General features: G+C 68.9%; 15 protein-coding genes. 10 read left to right on the top strand and 5 right to left on the bottom strand.

Going from position 1 to position 15,401, the window contains the following annotated elements:
• Nucleotides 1-1,203 carry an acyl-CoA dehydrogenase family protein gene (locus tag Q9R08_RS18660; RefSeq protein ID WP_308869675.1) on the bottom strand — a complete coding sequence of 401 codons (1,203 nt, stop codon included), beginning with the start codon at nt 1,201-1,203 and terminating at the stop codon, nt 1-3.
• On the opposite strand from Q9R08_RS18660, the gene Q9R08_RS18655 reads away from it, so the two are divergent.
• The gene (locus tag Q9R08_RS18655; protein ID WP_308869674.1) at nt 1,202-2,209 is read left to right on the top strand and encodes a TIGR00341 family protein; all 1,008 of its coding nucleotides are present in this window, start codon (nt 1,202-1,204) and stop codon (nt 2,207-2,209) included. The two genes, Q9R08_RS18660 and Q9R08_RS18655, sit on opposite strands and share 2 nt — an antisense overlap.
• Before the next feature lie 46 nt (nt 2,210-2,255).
• Here Q9R08_RS18655 and Q9R08_RS18650 read toward each other — a convergent pair whose 3' ends face one another.
• Nucleotides 2,256-3,014, bottom strand: coding sequence for an alpha/beta fold hydrolase (locus Q9R08_RS18650; protein WP_308869673.1), 759 nt, complete (start codon nt 3,012-3,014; stop codon nt 2,256-2,258).
• Nucleotides 3,015-3,079: 65 nt separating this feature from the next.
• On the opposite strand from Q9R08_RS18650, the gene Q9R08_RS18645 reads away from it, so the two are divergent.
• Nucleotides 3,080-3,484 carry a pilus assembly protein CpaE gene (locus Q9R08_RS18645; RefSeq protein WP_308869672.1) on the top strand — a complete coding sequence of 135 codons (405 nt, stop codon included), beginning with the start codon at nt 3,080-3,082 and terminating at the stop codon, nt 3,482-3,484.
• Nucleotides 3,485-3,500: 16 nt separating this feature from the next.
• On the opposite strand, the gene Q9R08_RS18640 is transcribed toward Q9R08_RS18645, so the two are convergent.
• Nucleotides 3,501-4,709 (bottom strand): MFS transporter, encoded by a 1,209-nt coding sequence (locus Q9R08_RS18640; protein WP_308869671.1) that lies wholly within the window; start codon nt 4,707-4,709, stop codon nt 3,501-3,503.
• A 371-nt stretch (nt 4,710-5,080) separates the two neighbouring features.
• On the opposite strand from Q9R08_RS18640, the gene nrdH reads away from it, so the two are divergent.
• From nrdH to Q9R08_RS18615, 5 genes are all read left to right on the top strand, one after another.
• A complete protein-coding gene (gene nrdH / locus Q9R08_RS18635) occupies nt 5,081-5,314 on the top strand; it encodes a glutaredoxin-like protein NrdH (RefSeq protein WP_194413491.1) in 234 nt (77 codons plus the stop codon).
• 69 nt (nt 5,315-5,383) lie between these two features.
• Nucleotides 5,384-5,815 (top strand): class Ib ribonucleoside-diphosphate reductase assembly flavoprotein NrdI, encoded by a 432-nt coding sequence (nrdI, locus tag Q9R08_RS18630; protein WP_308869670.1) that lies wholly within the window; start codon nt 5,384-5,386, stop codon nt 5,813-5,815.
• The gene (nrdE, locus tag Q9R08_RS18625) at nt 5,800-7,956 is read left to right on the top strand and encodes a class 1b ribonucleoside-diphosphate reductase subunit alpha (RefSeq protein ID WP_308869669.1); all 2,157 of its coding nucleotides are present in this window, start codon (nt 5,800-5,802) and stop codon (nt 7,954-7,956) included. The genes nrdI and nrdE overlap by 16 nt, the downstream gene beginning before the upstream one ends.
• A 36-nt stretch (nt 7,957-7,992) precedes the next feature.
• On the top strand, nt 7,993-8,970 hold the full coding sequence (nrdF, locus tag Q9R08_RS18620; protein ID WP_308869668.1) for a class 1b ribonucleoside-diphosphate reductase subunit beta: 978 nt from the start codon (nt 7,993-7,995) through the stop codon (nt 8,968-8,970).
• Nucleotides 8,971-9,365: 395 nt separating this feature from the next.
• The gene (locus Q9R08_RS18615; protein WP_308869667.1) at nt 9,366-10,037 is read left to right on the top strand and encodes a hypothetical protein; all 672 of its coding nucleotides are present in this window, start codon (nt 9,366-9,368) and stop codon (nt 10,035-10,037) included.
• A 24-nt stretch (nt 10,038-10,061) separates the two neighbouring features.
• Here Q9R08_RS18615 and Q9R08_RS18610 read toward each other — a convergent pair whose 3' ends face one another.
• Nucleotides 10,062-11,171: a class I SAM-dependent methyltransferase gene (locus Q9R08_RS18610; RefSeq protein ID WP_308869666.1), complete on the bottom strand. Its 1,110-nt coding sequence runs from the start codon at nt 11,169-11,171 to the stop codon at nt 10,062-10,064.
• 82 nt (nt 11,172-11,253) lie between these two features.
• Between Q9R08_RS18610 and Q9R08_RS18605 the strand changes: the two genes are divergently transcribed.
• Both Q9R08_RS18605 and Q9R08_RS18600 read left to right on the top strand, forming a co-directional pair.
• Nucleotides 11,254-11,685, top strand: coding sequence for a MarR family winged helix-turn-helix transcriptional regulator (locus Q9R08_RS18605; RefSeq protein WP_308869665.1), 432 nt, complete (start codon nt 11,254-11,256; stop codon nt 11,683-11,685).
• Nucleotides 11,686-11,726: 41 nt separating this feature from the next.
• Nucleotides 11,727-12,191 carry a DUF3817 domain-containing protein gene (locus tag Q9R08_RS18600; protein WP_308869664.1) on the top strand — a complete coding sequence of 155 codons (465 nt, stop codon included), beginning with the start codon at nt 11,727-11,729 and terminating at the stop codon, nt 12,189-12,191.
• A gap of 26 nt (nt 12,192-12,217) precedes the next feature.
• On the opposite strand, the gene Q9R08_RS18595 is transcribed toward Q9R08_RS18600, so the two are convergent.
• Nucleotides 12,218-12,589, bottom strand: a complete 372-nt coding sequence (locus tag Q9R08_RS18595; RefSeq protein WP_308869663.1) for a VOC family protein — start codon at nt 12,587-12,589, stop codon at nt 12,218-12,220.
• Nucleotides 12,590-12,782: 193 nt separating this feature from the next.
• Here Q9R08_RS18595 and Q9R08_RS18590 point away from each other — a divergent pair, with 193 nt between their 5' ends.
• Nucleotides 12,783-15,341 carry an ATP-dependent Clp protease ATP-binding subunit gene (locus Q9R08_RS18590; protein ID WP_308869662.1) on the top strand — a complete coding sequence of 853 codons (2,559 nt, stop codon included), beginning with the start codon at nt 12,783-12,785 and terminating at the stop codon, nt 15,339-15,341.
• The last annotated feature ends 60 nt before the right edge of the window (nt 15,342-15,401 follow it).

Genomic DNA, 15,401 nt, shown 5'->3' with positions numbered 1-15,401 from the left:
TCAGTCCTCGAGCGGGCCCAGCCACGCGGTCGCGACCGTTGCATGCGCGGATTCGGGGTCGGACGGGTGGAAGAGGCCCGCGAGGACATCGCGGTAGAGGCGGTTCAGCTCGTTGGCGGAGAAGTACGACGAACCGCCGCCGACGAGCATCGCGTCGTCGACGATGGACTTCGCCGCCGTCACCGCGCGGTGCTTGACGCCGGCGAGCAGCGAGAACCACCGCGCTCCGTGGTCGGCGAGCTCGTCGACATCGCGTGCGAGCGCCTCGATCTGCGGCGGCAGCGCGTCGTACGCGAGCGCCATGCCGGCGATGCGCCAGCGGATGTCGGGATCCTGGCTGTACGCCTTGCCGGTGCGCTTCGAGGTGCGCTTGCCCGCCGCGGCCACCGCGAGGTCGAGCGCCCGCCGCGCGACCCCGGTGTACACGGATGCGAGCAGCAGCTCGAAGACGCTGAAGATGCCGAAGACGAGCGGGTCGGGGTTGGGCCCAGGGGCGAGCCGGCGGACCACGCGGTCGGCCGGCGCCACCGCGTCGCGCAGCTCGGTCGTGCGCGACTGCGTGCCGCGCATCCCGAGCGTGTCCCAGTCGTCGCGCACCACTACGCGGCCGACCTGGACCTCCGAGCGCGGCACGAACGCGTAGACCATGCGCGGCGCGTCCTCCGAAGAGGTGTCGAGGCCGTGCAGCCCCAGCTGCGTCCACACCGGCGCGAGCGAAGTGAAGATCTTGGTGCCCGTGAACGAGTACCCGCCGTCGGGCAGGGGAGCGGCATCCGTCCCGCTTCCGAAGAGCACGAGGTCGTTGCCGGCCTCGCTGATCCCGAAAGCGAACACCTCGCCCGCAGCAGCGCCCTCCTGCACGAACCGCAGCGCGTCGATGCCGCGGTCGGCGAGCACTTTCGCGACCCCGGTCCACACCAGGTGCATGTTGATCGCCAGCGCCGTCGCCGGCGCCGCGCTCGCGAGGCGCTGCTGGAGCGCCGCTGCCTCCGCAAGGCCGAGCCCCGCACCGCCGAGCTCCTCGGGAACGAGGATCGCCAGGTAGCCGGCATCTTTCAGATCCGCCAGATCGTCGTCGGGGAACGTGTTCTCGCGATCGTGCACGGCCGCCCGCACGCGGAAGCGCTCGAGGAGTTCGTCCGGAAGGAGGTCGGCGGCATCGTTGGGGGTCACTCCGCCATTCTTACGCCATGATGTGCGCATGGCGACGCTCTCAGAGATGATGCAGGCGCTCATCCCCGCAACGCAACGGCAGACCGCGGCGGAGGTCGGCGAAGCGCTCGACCTCGGCTCGGGGGATCGTGCGGGCAAGCGCAGCGGATTCCTGATCATGCTGACGCTCGCCGGGATCATCGCGATCGCGGGCGTGCTCACCGACTCCACGGCCACGGTCATCGGCGCCATGATCATCGCGCCGCTGGGCACCCCGATCCTCGGAATCGGACTCGGCATCGTCCGCGGGCACCTCAGCCTCGTGGTGCGGTCGATCCTCTGGGTGCTCCTCGGAGTCGCCATCGTCATCGTGCTGGGACTCGCGTTCTCGGTCTTCGTCTCCACGCCCGAGAGCCTGGAGACCAACTCCCAGGTCGTCGGCCGCACGTCGCCGAGCTTCATGGACATGGTGGCGGCGCTCGCCACGGGGTTCGCCGGCGGCTTCGCCATGTGCCGCAAGGACCTGAGCGCCATCCTCCCCGGGGTCGCGATCGCGATCTCGCTCGTGCCGCCGCTCGGCGTGGTGGGCGTCTGCGCCGGCCAGGGCCTCTGGATGGATGCCGTCGGTGCGCTGTGGCTCTTCCTCTCCAACGTCGTCGCACTGGTCATCGCCGGCAGCATCGTCTTCACCCTCGCCGGATACGCGCGCGACCCCGGGTCATCGCGCGTCGCCAACCGCCGCCGGGCGTACACCATCGTCACGCTGCTGGCCGTGGTCATCACGATCCCCCTGATCGTGAACTCGGTCGTCTCGGTCGCGCTCGCCCGCTGGTCGGTCGGGATCCAGGACGCCGCCACGCAGTGGCTCGGCGACGATGAGGGTGCTCGCGTCTACGGCGTCGACTGGTCGGGCGCGACGGCGACGATCGAGGTCACCACCGAGGACGGCGAGACCCCGCCGCTCGATGAGCTGCAGAAGGCGGTTGCCGCAGCGGTCCCGTCGTTCGTCGGCGTGGTGGTCGACGTCGGGCAGGGAGTCGAGATCCCTGTCCAGTAGCCGGTCGGGGCGGTACGTTGGGCCGGCGGAGCGCCGGCGGTGGGCGTCAGCCGAGCGCGGCGTGCAGTGCCTCGATCGTGGCCTCCGGTCGATCGCGATGCGGCGAGTGTCCCGCGTCCGCCACCACAGAGAAGGTGAACACCGGGTTCGCGGCGACCGCGGCCTCGGCGGGCTTGCCGCGGAAGATCGAGTACACGTGCGGATCGGACGCGATGACGTGGGTGGGCACCGACACGCGGAGGGCGGCATCCGTCACGTCCCATCGCACGTTCTGCGCACTCGTCTGCTCGACCGCCCAGCGGCTGGCCTGCCGGGCGGACAGCGCCTTCAGCTCGACGTCCTGCGGGTGCCAGTGCGGGTGCTCGGCGCGCACGGCCTCCTCGGACGGGTCGTCGAACGAGCGGGTCTGGCTGTTGCGCACGATGTCGCGGTCGCGATCGGTCAGCATGATCGCCGGGTCGACGAGGACGAGCCGGCGCGTCCACGACGGATCCTCCGCTGCCGCCAGCACGGATGCCGCACCCCCGAGCGAATGCGCGATCACGAGGTCCCACGGCCGCTCGGCGCCCGCCCTGGTGCCGGCGACGTCCGCGCCGTACGCGGCCAGCGTGTAGTCGAGCGCGCGCGGTGCGGTGCCGTGTCCACGCAGGTCGACGGCATCCGCCCGCCAGCCGGCCTCCGCCAGCGCGACGCCGTAGCGCCACATCAGCGCGCCGTTCGAGCCGAGGCCGTGGATCAGCAGTGCACGGCGCTCGGCCGAGGGTGAGCCCCAGGACAGGCGGGGGAGGATGACGCGACTGGGCATACGCTCAGCCTAGAAGCGCGGCCCCGGCCGTTCCGACGCACGGCAGGATAGATGCGGGGGTTGGCGTGATCTCGACGGAAATGGCTGTGGCGCTGCGTGAAGCAGGGCTGGTGTGGCACCCGCGCTCGGGCGACCGGTTCCAGCTGGACGAGCCCGAGTTCGAGGCCGACGTCTTCACGGTCAGCGAGATGACCATCGAGCCGCGCGAGTACCCGACCGGCCGCATCCTCGCCTTCAACGGCACCACCGAGTGGGCGCTGGACTCCGTTGCGCTCGAGGACGCGCTGTGGCTGCCGCACGAGCACCAGCTGCGCGAGCTGCTGCGCGGCGCTTTCCGCGGACTTCGGCGCCTGCCCGACACGCACGAGGTCGAGATCGTGCTCGGCGGCGAGCGCCTGGCGTTCGAGCATCCCGAGCCGGCCGATGCCTACGCGCTCGCGCTGCTGGAGATGCTGCGGCGCCTGGCCTGACGCCCGCCGTGGCACCTCAGCCGATCGTCGCGACCGGCTCGGTGTCGGGGATGGGGCTCGCCCCCCGCACGCGGAGGTCGGGCAGACCGCGCACGAACACGATGGCGACGAGCAGGCCCAACGCGCAGAACGCCGCCGCCGCCGCATAGGAAGCTGTCACGCCGCCGGGCCCGTCGATGAGGATGCCCGCCACCGCCGAGCCGGCCGCGGCGCCGATGAGCTGACCGGTGCCCACCCAGCCGAACGCCTCGGCCGTGTCACTGAACTTGACGCTGGCGGTGGTCACCGCCGAGAGCACGGCGAGAGCCGGCGCGATGCCGATGCCGGCCACGAACAGCGTGCCGCCGATCCACCACACGTTGATCCACAGCGCGGTGAGGGCCAGCCCGAATGCCACCACGGTCAGGCGCCGTGCCAGCGCCCAGCGCCCCATCGGCAGGTGCCCGAAGGCGAACCCGCCGGCCAGGCTGCCGATGGAGAAGACGGCGAGCACGAGTCCGGCTTCGAGCCCGCCGTGGTCGAACGTCGCCACCACGCTCGCCTCGACCGCCGCGAACGAGCCGATGATGAGGAAGCCGACCACCGTCGCAAGCAGGATGGGCGGGCGGGTCAGCACCGTGCCGAAGGAGCGCTTGCTGCGCGGGATGCGCACCCGGCCGACCTCGGGGGAGAGGATGAACCACGCTCCGCCGCCCACCAGGAACACGACCACCAGCACGAGGCCGGCGACGGTGCCCGCCTGTGTGGCGACGAACGTGATGAGCACCGGGGCGAGGATCCAGATGACCTCCTGCAGCGACGCATCGAGCGAGTACAGCGCCGTGAGCTGCGTCGAGTTGACCATCTTGGCGTAGATCGTGCGGACCGCCGCCACGATGGGCGGCGTCGACGCGCCCGCGATGAAACCCAGCACGATGTAGACCGGCACGGGCACGACGAGGAAAGCGACCGCCAGCAGGGATGCCGCCGAGACGATCGTCGTGAGCGTCAGCACGCGGCGCATGCCCCAGCGGCCCATCCACCGGCTCGTAACCGGGCCCGCGAGCGCCTGGCCGATCGACACCGCGGCGAGGACGATGCCGGCGGCGCCGTAGGAGCCGGTGATCCCCTCGATGTGCAGGAGGATGACGAGGCTGATCATCCCGTTCGGGAACCGCGCGGTCAGCTGTGCCGCGATGATGCGGGCGACCCCGGGGGTGCGCAGAAGATCCCGGTAGCCGGCCATCCGTCCACGTTACGACACGCGCCGAAGCGCACGACACGATCGCGACACGCCCGCGACACGCCGGAGGGCTTCTCCACAGGCGGATCCGATGTCGGACCCCGGATCTACCGTCTGGCTGTGGAGGGATGCGGCCGCGGCGTCCGAAAGCGCCGTGATCCTGGTCTTTTCCAGAGCCCCGGCCTGTGGATGAATCCGTGGAGAACCTGTGTTGTACATGGGGAGAACGGTGGAAAATCACACGGATGTAACTACTAGCCCTTGTGGTGCTATCGAATGTCGGTACCCATATGTAGTATTGGACTCCCGGTGGGGGGACTACCGGGAAGAGCACCGGATGCCACCGGGGGAAGCACTGAGGAGACGGAATCGACATGGCGATCACGGTTTACACGAAGCCCGCGTGCGTGCAGTGCACGGCGACGTATCGAGCACTCGATTCCAAGGGGATCGAGTACGAAATCCACGACCTCTCGCAGGACCCTTCGGCCCTCGAGCAGGTCAAGGCGCTGGGGTATCTCCAGGCGCCGGTCGTCATCACCGATGAGGACCACTGGTCGGGCTTTCGTCCCGACAAGATCGACGAACTCGCAGCGCGGCTGGCGTAGTTCGACGCAGCCCACCCGTTTCGACGGAGCTCAACGACCGCCGTCGGGTGTGTCCGAGCAAGGGGCGTCATGGGCGTCGTAGCAACTGAGACACCGCTGCTGGTCTACTTCTCGAGCGTGTCGGGCAACACCGCACGCTTCATCGAGAAGCTCGGAGCACGAGCACTCCGGATCCCGCTGCATGCGACGGATCCGGAGCTCGTGGTCGACGAGCCGTACGTCCTCGTGACACCCACCTATGGCGGAGGCCAGGGGCGGGGCGTCGAGAAGGGCGCCGTTCCCAAGCAGGTGATCCGGTTCCTCAATGACGAACGGAACCGGCGCCACATCCGCGGGGTCATCTCCGCGGGGAACACCAACTTCGGCGAGCATTTCTGCCTCGCCGGCGACATCATCAGCCGCAAGTGCAACGTGCCGCACTTGTACCGGCTCGAGGTATTCGGCACGCCTGAAGATGTGGAACGCGTGAACGCGGGATTGGAACGATGGTGGGAACTCTGACGCAGCAGACCGACTTCAAGACGGAGGCACGCTTCGAGGGCATGGATTACCACGCACTCAACGCGATGCTGAACCTCTATGACGCCGATGGAAAGATCCAGTTCGACGCCGACAAGCGCGCTGCGCGGGAGTACTTCCTGCAGCACGTCAACCAGAACACGGTGTTCTTCCACTCGCTCAAGGAGCGCCTGGACTACCTGGTCGAGAAGGAGTACTACGAGCCCGAGGTGCTCGCCAAGTACCCGTTCGAGTTCATCCAGAAGATCAACGACCACGCCTACGGCAAGAAGTTCCGGTTCGAGACCTTCCTCGGCGCGTTCAAGTACTACACGAGCTACACGCTGAAGACCTTCGACGGCAAGCGGTACCTCGAGCGCTTCGAGGACCGCGTGGTCATGACCGCCCTCGGCCTCGCCGACGGCGACCAGACGCTCGCGCTCGAGCTCGTCGACGAGATCGTCTCTGGCCGGTTCCAGCCGGCGACGCCGACGTTCCTCAACACGGGCAAGGCCCAGCGCGGTGAGCTCGTCTCGTGCTTCCTCCTGCGCATCGAAGACAACATGGAGTCGATCGCCCGCGGCATCAACTCGGCGCTTCAGCTCTCCAAGCGCGGCGGCGGCGTGGCACTGCTGCTGTCGAACATCCGCGAGTCGGGCGCACCGATCAAGCAGATCGAGAACCAGTCCAGCGGCATCATCCCCGTGATGAAGCTGCTCGAAGACTCGTTCTCGTACGCCAACCAGCTGGGCGCGCGTCAGGGCGCGGGTGCGGTGTACCTCAACGCCCACCACCCCGACATCCTGCGCTTCCTCGACACCAAGCGCGAGAACGCCGACGAGAAGATCCGCATCAAGACCCTCTCGCTCGGGGTCGTCATCCCCGACGTCACGTTCGAGCTCGCCAAGAACGGCGAGGACATGTACCTGTTCTCGCCGTACGACGTCGAGCGCGTCTACGGCGTGCCGTTCGGCGACATCTCGGTCACCGAGAAGTACCGCGAGATGGTCGACGACCCGCGCATCAAGAAGACCAAGATCAACGCGCGCGAGTTCTTCCAGACCCTCGCCGAGATCCAGTTCGAGTCGGGCTACCCGTACATCATGTTCGAGGACACGGTGAACAAGGCCAACCCGATCAAGGGCCGGATCAACATGTCCAACCTCTGCTCGGAGATCCTCCAGGTCAACACCCCGACCACGTACAACGAGGACCTCTCGTACGCCGAGATCGGCAAGGACATCTCGTGCAACCTCGGCTCGATGAACATCGCGCTCGCGATGGACGGCCGCAACCTCGGCCGCACGGTCGAGACTGCGATCCGGGCGCTCACCGCGGTGAGCGACCAGAGCCACATCGCGTCGGTGCGCTCCATCGAGGACGGCAACGACCGCTCGCACGCCATCGGCCTCGGTCAGATGAACCTGCACGGCTACCTCGCCCGCGAGCACGTCCACTACGGCTCGGAAGAGGGCCTGGACTTCACGAACATCTACTTCTACACGGTCGTCTACCACGCGCTGCGGGCCTCGAACCTCATCGCGATCGAGCGGGGCGAGGTGTTCGACGGGTTCTGGGACTCGACCTACGCGTCGGGCGAGTTCTTCGACAAGTACACCGACCAGGCGTGGGTTCCCCAGACCGAGAAGGTGAAGGAGCTGTTCGCCGGCATCCCGATCCCGACGCAGGAGGACTGGAAGGCGCTCAAGGCCTCGATCCAGCAGCACGGCATCTACAACCAGAACCTGCAGGCGGTGCCGCCGACCGGCTCGATCTCGTACATCAACAACTCGACGAGCTCGATCCACCCGATCGCGTCGAAGATCGAGATCCGCAAGGAAGGCAAGCTCGGTCGCGTCTACTACCCGGCTCCGTTCATGACGAACGAGAACCTGGAGTACTACGAGGACGCGTACGAGATCGGCTACGAGAAGGTCATCGACACCTACGCGGCCGCGACGCAGCACGTGGACCAGGGCCTGTCGCTCACGCTGTTCTTCAAGGACACCGTGACCACCCGCGACATCAACAAGGCGCAGATCTACGCGTGGAAGAAGGGCATCAAGACCATCTACTACATCCGTCTGCGGCAGATGGCCCTCGAAGGCACCGAGCTCGACATGTGCGTGAGCTGCACGCTTTAGCCCTTCGACTTCCTCAGGGACCGAAAGAAGACTGAAATGACTCCCGAACCGCTCAAGCTGCTCTCGCACGTGCAGGCGATCAACTGGAACCGCATCGAGGACGACAAGGACCTCGAGGTCTGGAACCGCCTCGTGAACAACTTCTGGCTGCCCGAGAAGGTGCCGCTGTCGAACGACATCCAGTCGTGGAACACGCTCACGCCCGACGAGCAGACCCTCACGATGCGGGTGTTCACGGGGCTCACGCTCCTCGACACGATCCAGGGCACCGTCGGCGCCGTCTCGCTGATCCCCGATGCGCTCACCCCGCACGAGGAGGCCGTCTACACGAACATCGCGTTCATGGAGTCGGTGCACGCCAAGTCGTATTCGTCGATCTTCTCCACGCTCTGCTCGACGAAGGAGATCGACGAGGCCTTCCGGTGGTCGGTCGAGAACCCGAACCTTCAGAAGAAGGCTCAGATCGTCATGGAGTACTACCGCGGCGACGAGCCCCTCAAGCGCAAGGTCGCCTCGACCCTGCTCGAGAGCTTCCTGTTCTACTCGGGCTTCTACCTGCCGATGCACTGGTCGAGCCGCGCCAAGCTCACCAACACCGCCGACCTCATCCGCCTCATCATCCGCGACGAGGCCGTTCACGGGTACTACATCGGCTACAAGTTCCAGAAGGGGCTCGAGAAGGTCGACGAGGCCACGCGCAACGACATCAAGGACTACACGTTCTCGCTGCTCTACGAGCTCTACGACAACGAGATCCAGTACACGCAGGACCTCTACGACGGCGTCGGCCTCACCGAGGACGTCAAGAAGTTCCTGCACTACAACGCCAACAAGGCCCTCATGAACCTGGGCTACGAGGCGATGTTCCCCTCGACGGTCACCGACGTGAACCCGGCGATCCTGTCGGCCCTGTCGCCGAACGCCGACGAGAACCACGACTTCTTCTCGGGGTCGGGCTCGTCGTACGTCATCGGCAAGGCCGAGGCCACCGAAGACGAGGACTGGGACTTCTGACGCAGGTCTGAAGACATCAAGAGGACGGATGCCGCGGATCGCGGCATCCGTCCTCTCTTTCGTGGCCGCGCTCGGCCTCGGGTCAGAAACCGGGCGAAGTCGCGTAATAGATGGCCGTCGATGCTGTCTCTTGAGTGGGGGATGCGCCGGAGCCCCGGTCCGGCACCCCTGGCCGTGGGTCCCGAGCTCGCGGCTACCGGGGGTGCCGGCATTCTCGCGTCGGCCCCCCCGGTCAAAACCCGCGCTGGGGCGCCCTGCCGCGGAACGCCTCGTCATGTGAAGCCAATTCCGCCGGAACAGGTGACACCGAGCGCCCGCGTTCCTACAGTTGTGACAGCGCGCCCGGTGATGGGGACCGGCCGCAGGCTGTGCGCGCTGTGGAAGGGGAACGTGCCGTGGACGATGATGCCGGTTCGACAGGGGTTTCCGCACCCGCAGCCGCTGCCGCGCCGGCCGCGGTCCCGGTGACGCGCAACACCCTCGTGTGGTTCGGTCTCGGCTTCGTGCTGCTGTCGTTCTTCGCCGCGTTCCTGGGCTCGTGGCTCGCTCGATCGGTGGACACGGCCGCGCCCGCGCCGGCGCCGTCGGCTTCGGCCACGGCCGCTCCCGAATACGAGGAGGCGCTGGCCGAGATCCTCCCGGCCGGTTCGGCCGTCCGCGCGGGTTCCGGAGCGCCGGAGGCGGGCAAGGGCTACGAGGGCGACGTCTACATCGACATCCTCACGGCCGACGTCTACCTCTTCCAGGACGACTGGACATTCGTCGGCAACATCCGCGCCTCGGCCGCCGAGAACCTCACCGGCGAGCAGGGGCCTGCCGGTGAACAGGGGCCTGCCGGTGAACAGGGCCCGGAGGGCGCCCAGGGTCCGAGCGGAGCGCCGGGCGCACCGGGGACTCAGGTCACCCTGGGCGCCGCAGCACCCGACGACGACGACTGCACCGCCGACGGCGACGTGTTCATCGACACGACCGCCGTGCAGTTCTACGAGTGCACCCACGACGCCTGGGTGCTGTTCGGGCCGACGCCCGACGCGACACCCGAGCCTTCGCCCGAGCCGAGCGAGTAGGCGTCACCGCCGCGTCCCCCTGGGTCACCGACGCGTGGACGCCGTCACCGTGAACTTGGCGTTGCGGGCGATCTGCCGTGTCGGCCCGACCGCGCGCTCCAGCGCCGGCCGATAGCCCAGGCCCGAGTTCCACACCGTCCACAGCTCACCGCCCGGCCGCAGGACGCGCGCAGCGTCGGCGAACATGCGCGGGGCGATGCCCTCATGCACCGCGGCGCCCGAGTGGAAGGGCGGGTTGAGCGCGATGAACGACGCACTGCCGTCGGGCTGGGCTCCGAGCATGTCGTCGCGGACGACCTCCACGCGCTCGCCGACGCCGTTGGCCTCCGCCGTGGCCACGGCCGATGCGACGGCGGCGGCCGATTGATCCGAGGCGGTGACCCGCAGTCCGGGATGCCGGAGCGCCAACGCGGCCGCGACCACTCCCGTTCCGCACGCGAAGTCGATCACCGTCGCGCCGTCGCCGGAAGCGGCAGGCAGCTGCTCGAGCAGGAATCTGGTGCCGATGTCGATCGAGGTGCCCGCGAACGCGCCGCCGAACGCACAGACGACGATGCCGTCATGCTGCTCGCGACGCGGTGCGGGGTCGCGGCCGTCGTGAGGGGCGCGCGCCGTCAGCACGCGGGACTTCTGCCGCGCGTGGCTGACGTCGAGCCGCGCGAAGCTCTCGCGCAGGACGTCGTTCATGGCGAGCGTCATGTGCTTGACGCGCCCGCCGGCGAGGACGACCACGTCGGGCGCCGCGTGCGCGGCGAGGAGGCCCGCGATGTCGCGCAGCGCCTCGAGCGACCGCGGCAGCCGCATCATCACGACGCGTGCGCCGTGCACCAGCTCGGGCGACAGCGGCAGTGAAGCGAAGGCGCCGGCGAACCCGAAGCGCTCGGCGTTCGCGGCGAGCGCACGCTCGCCGGTGAGCGGGTCCTGATGGACGCGGATGCCGCGTCCGCCGTCCGCCGCCGCGGCAAGGGTGAGTGCGCCATAGCCGTCACCGATCACCGTGAGCTCGCCGTCACCGAGGCCGGCGCGGGCGGACCTGGACTCATCGAGGAGCAGCCGGTCCGCGGCATCCGACGCCACGAGCCCGGGAGCCTCGACGTCGGGCCAGCGGCGCAGTCCGTCGAGCGAGAACGTCACGCTCCCACGCTAGCGGGCGGTGCGTCGTTCGCCGGTCGGTGAATGCGCGCCGTCGCACGACAGCAGGGCTAGCATTTAGCGCGTGTCCGAGCGCGCCTTCAGTCCTGTCATCTCACTGCTGACGGTGGCGGGCGTCTGGGACGCACGTCTGGGGGCGGAACTGCGCGATCTCGGCCTGACCACCCGCAAGTACGCGCTGCTGGCGCACATCGAGGCGACGCCGGGCATCTCGTTCAGCGAACTCGCGCGACGTTCGCAGATCACGGTGCAGTCCGCGCACACCGCCGTGCAGACGCTCGTCGCGGACGGACTGGTCGCCGATGCGACGAAGCACGCGGGTTCGGCGTCCGACCTGCGGGTCACCGAGCGGGGGAGCGACGTGCTGGAGTCGGCGCAACAGCGGCTCGCGGCGCTCGACGGCGCGCTCGGCGCGGGAGCACCGGCCCTCGCCACGGCCCTGGAAGGGCTGCACGAGCAGCCGTTCGGCGCGGAGGCCGGACCATCGGACGAGTGAACCTTCAGGTCCACTGAAGATCTTTCAGTTAGGCTGAAGGTGTGTTCCGGACTCCCCACACCCTCTTCCGCGCGCTCGCCATCGCCGAGGCGATCTCCTGGACCCTTCTCATCCTCGGGCTCCTCCTCCGCGCCACCACCGGCTGGGCACTCGGCGTCACGATCGGCGGCGGCATCCACGGCTTCGTCTTCCTGTCGTACGGCGCCACGGCGATCCTCGTCGCACTCAACAACCGGTGGCGCGTATGGCCCACCGTGATCGCGCTGATCAGTGCCGTCATCCCGTACGCCACCATCCCGACTGAGCTGTGGCTGCAGCGCACGGGACGGCTGGCAGGGCCGTGGCGGCTGGAGCCGTCCGACGACCCGCGCGACGGCGCCTGGTATGACCGGCTGATGCGATGGTTCCTGCGACGCCCCTGGGTGCTCGCCGCGCTGATCGCCTTCGCCGTGATCGCGCTGTTCGGGGTGCTGCTCATCGCCGGCCCGCCCGGAGGCCGCGACTGACGACGCCGGCCGCCGGACGGCCGAGGTCAGTCGCGCGGCGGAAGCTGCTGCAGCGTCCAGGTGTTGCCGTCGGGGTCGTCGAACTGCACGAATCGGCCCCACCCCTGCTCATCGACGCCTCGCGCCTCCACGCCGAGGCCGCGCAGGTGCGCCAGGGCCTCGTCGGCATCGGGGACCACGACCTGGATCGTGTTCTGGCGGCCCGGCTCGAGATCGTTGCCGAGCCCGGTGCCGAACGCGATGGAGCAGGCCGACCCGGGCGGCGTCATCTGCACGAACCGCAGCCCTTCGAACGGGACCTGATCGTGGTCGGCGTGGAATCCGATCCGCTCGTAGAACTCCTTCGCCCTGTCGACGTCGGTGACGGGCACGAAGATGAGCTCGATCTTCCAGTCCATGGTTCTCTCCTTTGAGACGGGATTCTCCCCAGCTGACGAGGCTACGCCGTACCACCGACGCCGACAGGGGCTCGGGTCGGAGTCATGTCTGAAACAGGAGGGAATACCTGCGCGCGGGTGCCGTTGAACTTGACAATGCGTGTGTCAAGTTCAAAACTTGATGCTCGATCACTCAAGTTTCAGGAGAGACGGAATGCCCGAAGACTTCACGCCCCAGGCCGGCGACGACGGGAGCTCGTTCGACGAGTTCCTGGCACGCTACCTCGCGGGGGAGCGCGCGCGTGCCGAGCGGTCGATCGACCTGAGCCGGTACCTCGGCGCCCGCACCCAGGAGCTGCTGCAGCGTGCCGGAAAGTACGCCCTGGACCGCGGCCAGCGCGAGCTCGACGCTCTGCACGTGCTGCGCATCCTCGTCGCCGAGGCCCCGGCCCGCGACGCGGTGCGCCGCGTCGGCGCCGACCCCGACGAGATCTCGCGCGCGACCGAGGAGCGGTTGCCCGCAGCCTCCGCCGCGGCGGACGTCGACGGCGCCGTGGTCACCGCCTCCGTGCAGCGCGCGCTGTTCCACGCGTTCCAGGTCGCCCGTTCGTCGGGATCGACCTACGTGGACCCCGAGCACCTCTTCTTCGCGCTGGTGCTCGCGCAGGACACGCCGGCCGGCCAGGTGCTGGCGCGCGCCGGCGTGACGGCCGAGGCGCTCATGCAGGGTGCCCGCGAGACGGTGACGCCGGGCGAGGCTGCGGCCGAGCCTGGAACGGATGCCGCGGCATCCGACACCCCCATGCTCGACACGTACGGCACCGACCTCACCGCGCGCGCCGTCGCCGGTGACCTCGACCCGGTGATCGGGCGCGCCGACGAGATCGAGCAGACCATCGAGATCCTCAGCCGCCGCACCAAGAACAACCCGGTGCTCGTCGGCGAGGCCGGCGTCGGCAAGACGGCGATCGTCGAGGGACTCGCGCAGGCGATCGTCGACGGCGGTGTGCCCGAGCAGCTGCTCGGCAAGCGCGTCGTCGCCCTCGACCTTCCCGCGATGCTGGCCGGGACCCGCTACCGCGGCGACTTCGAGGAGCGCCTCACGAAGACGATGGACGAGATCGCCGCCCACAAGGGCGAGCTGATCGTCTTCATCGACGAGGTGCACACCGTCGTGGGCGCCGGCGGCGCCGGCGACGGCGGCATGGACGCCGGCAACATCCTCAAGCCCCGCCTCGCGCGCGGTGAGCTGCACCTCGTGGGCGCGACGACGCTCAAGGAGTACCGCGTCATCGAGAAGGACCCCGCGCTCGAGCGCCGATTCCAGCCGGTTCGAGTGGGCGAGCCGTCCGTAGAGGACGCCGTGCTCATCCTGCGGGGCCTGAAGCCCGCGTACGAGGAGCACCACGGTATCGCCTACACCGACGAGGCCCTCCGCGCCGCCGTCGAGCTGAGCGATCGCTACCTCACCGAGCGCGTGCTGCCCGACAAGGCCATCGACCTGATCGACCAGGCCGGCGCGCGGCTGCGTCTGCGGCTCGGTGCGAAGGTGGACGTCAGCGGCCTGATCGAGCGTCTCGCGACCCTCGAGGCCGACAAGAACGCCGCGGTGTCCGCCGAGCACTACGAGGAGGCCTCGCGGATCCGCGACCAGATCGCCGAGGTGCAGGCCAAACTCGATGAGGCCACGGCGTCCGGGGCTGCTGCCGCGCGTGTCGACGCGATCGTCGGCGAGCCCGAGATCGCCGCGGTGATCAGCCGGGCCACCGGCATCCCGGTCAACCGTCTCACCGAGACCGAGCGCGAGCGGCTGGCGTCCCTCGAGGACGAGCTGCACGACCGCGTGATCGGGCAGGACGACGCCGTGGTCGCGGTCGCCAAGGCCGTGCGCCGCAACCGCACCGGCATGGGAGACGCACGTCGCCCCGTGGGCTCGTTCCTCTTCCTCGGCCCGACCGGCGTCGGCAAGACCGAGCTGGCCAAGGCGCTCGCCGCGAGCCTGTTCGACGATGAGAGCGCCGTGATCCGCTTCGACATGAGCGAGTTCGGCGAGCGGCACACGGTGTCGCGCCTGGTCGGCGCCCCTCCGGGATACGTCGGCTACGACGAGGCCGGGCAGCTCACCGAGCGCGTGCGGCGCAACCCATACTCGATCGTGCTGTTCGACGAGATCGAGAAGGCGCACCCCGACGTCTTCAACCTGCTGCTGCAGGTGCTCGACGACGGGCGGCTGACCGACGGCCAGGGGCGCACGGTCGACTTCCGCAACACCGTGGTGGTCATGACCTCGAACCTGGGCTCGGAGTTCCTCGCGTCGCGGGGCGGCGCCATCGGCTTCCTGCCCGACGGAGGAGGGGAGACCGGCTTCGGCTCGGAGAAGGACCTGCGCGATCGGGTGTTCGCCAAGCTCCGCGAGGCGATGCGGCCCGAGTTCCTCAACCGCATCGACGAGATCGTGCTGTTCCGCAAGCTCGACAAGCCGCAGCTGCAGAGCATCGTGCGACTGCTGCTGGGCGCGTCCGACGCGCGGCTGGCCAAGCGCGAGGTCGACCTCGTCGTCACCGACGGCGCCGTCGCCTGGCTCGCCGAGCACGGCTACGAGCCCGAGTACGGCGCCCGGCCGCTGCGCCGCCTGATCCAGCGCGAGGTGGACGACCGCATCGCCGACCTGTTCGTGACGGGTGCGCTCGTCGACGGCGGGGCCGTGACGGTGGATGCCGTGGGCGACGAGCTGTCGGTGGTCGCGGGCGCGTCGTTCGCGGTCGCCGCGTGAGCTGAGCCGCTCCTCGAGAGGCGCCGTGCCTTCGGGCACGGCGCCTCTCGCCATGTCCAG

This window comes from Microbacterium psychrotolerans, assembly GCF_031085295.1.
GTDB lineage: Bacteria > Actinomycetota > Actinomycetes > Actinomycetales > Microbacteriaceae > Microbacterium > Microbacterium psychrotolerans.
Note: the sequence above shows the minus strand (reverse complement) of the source record. Positions and strands in the feature narration are given on the sequence as shown.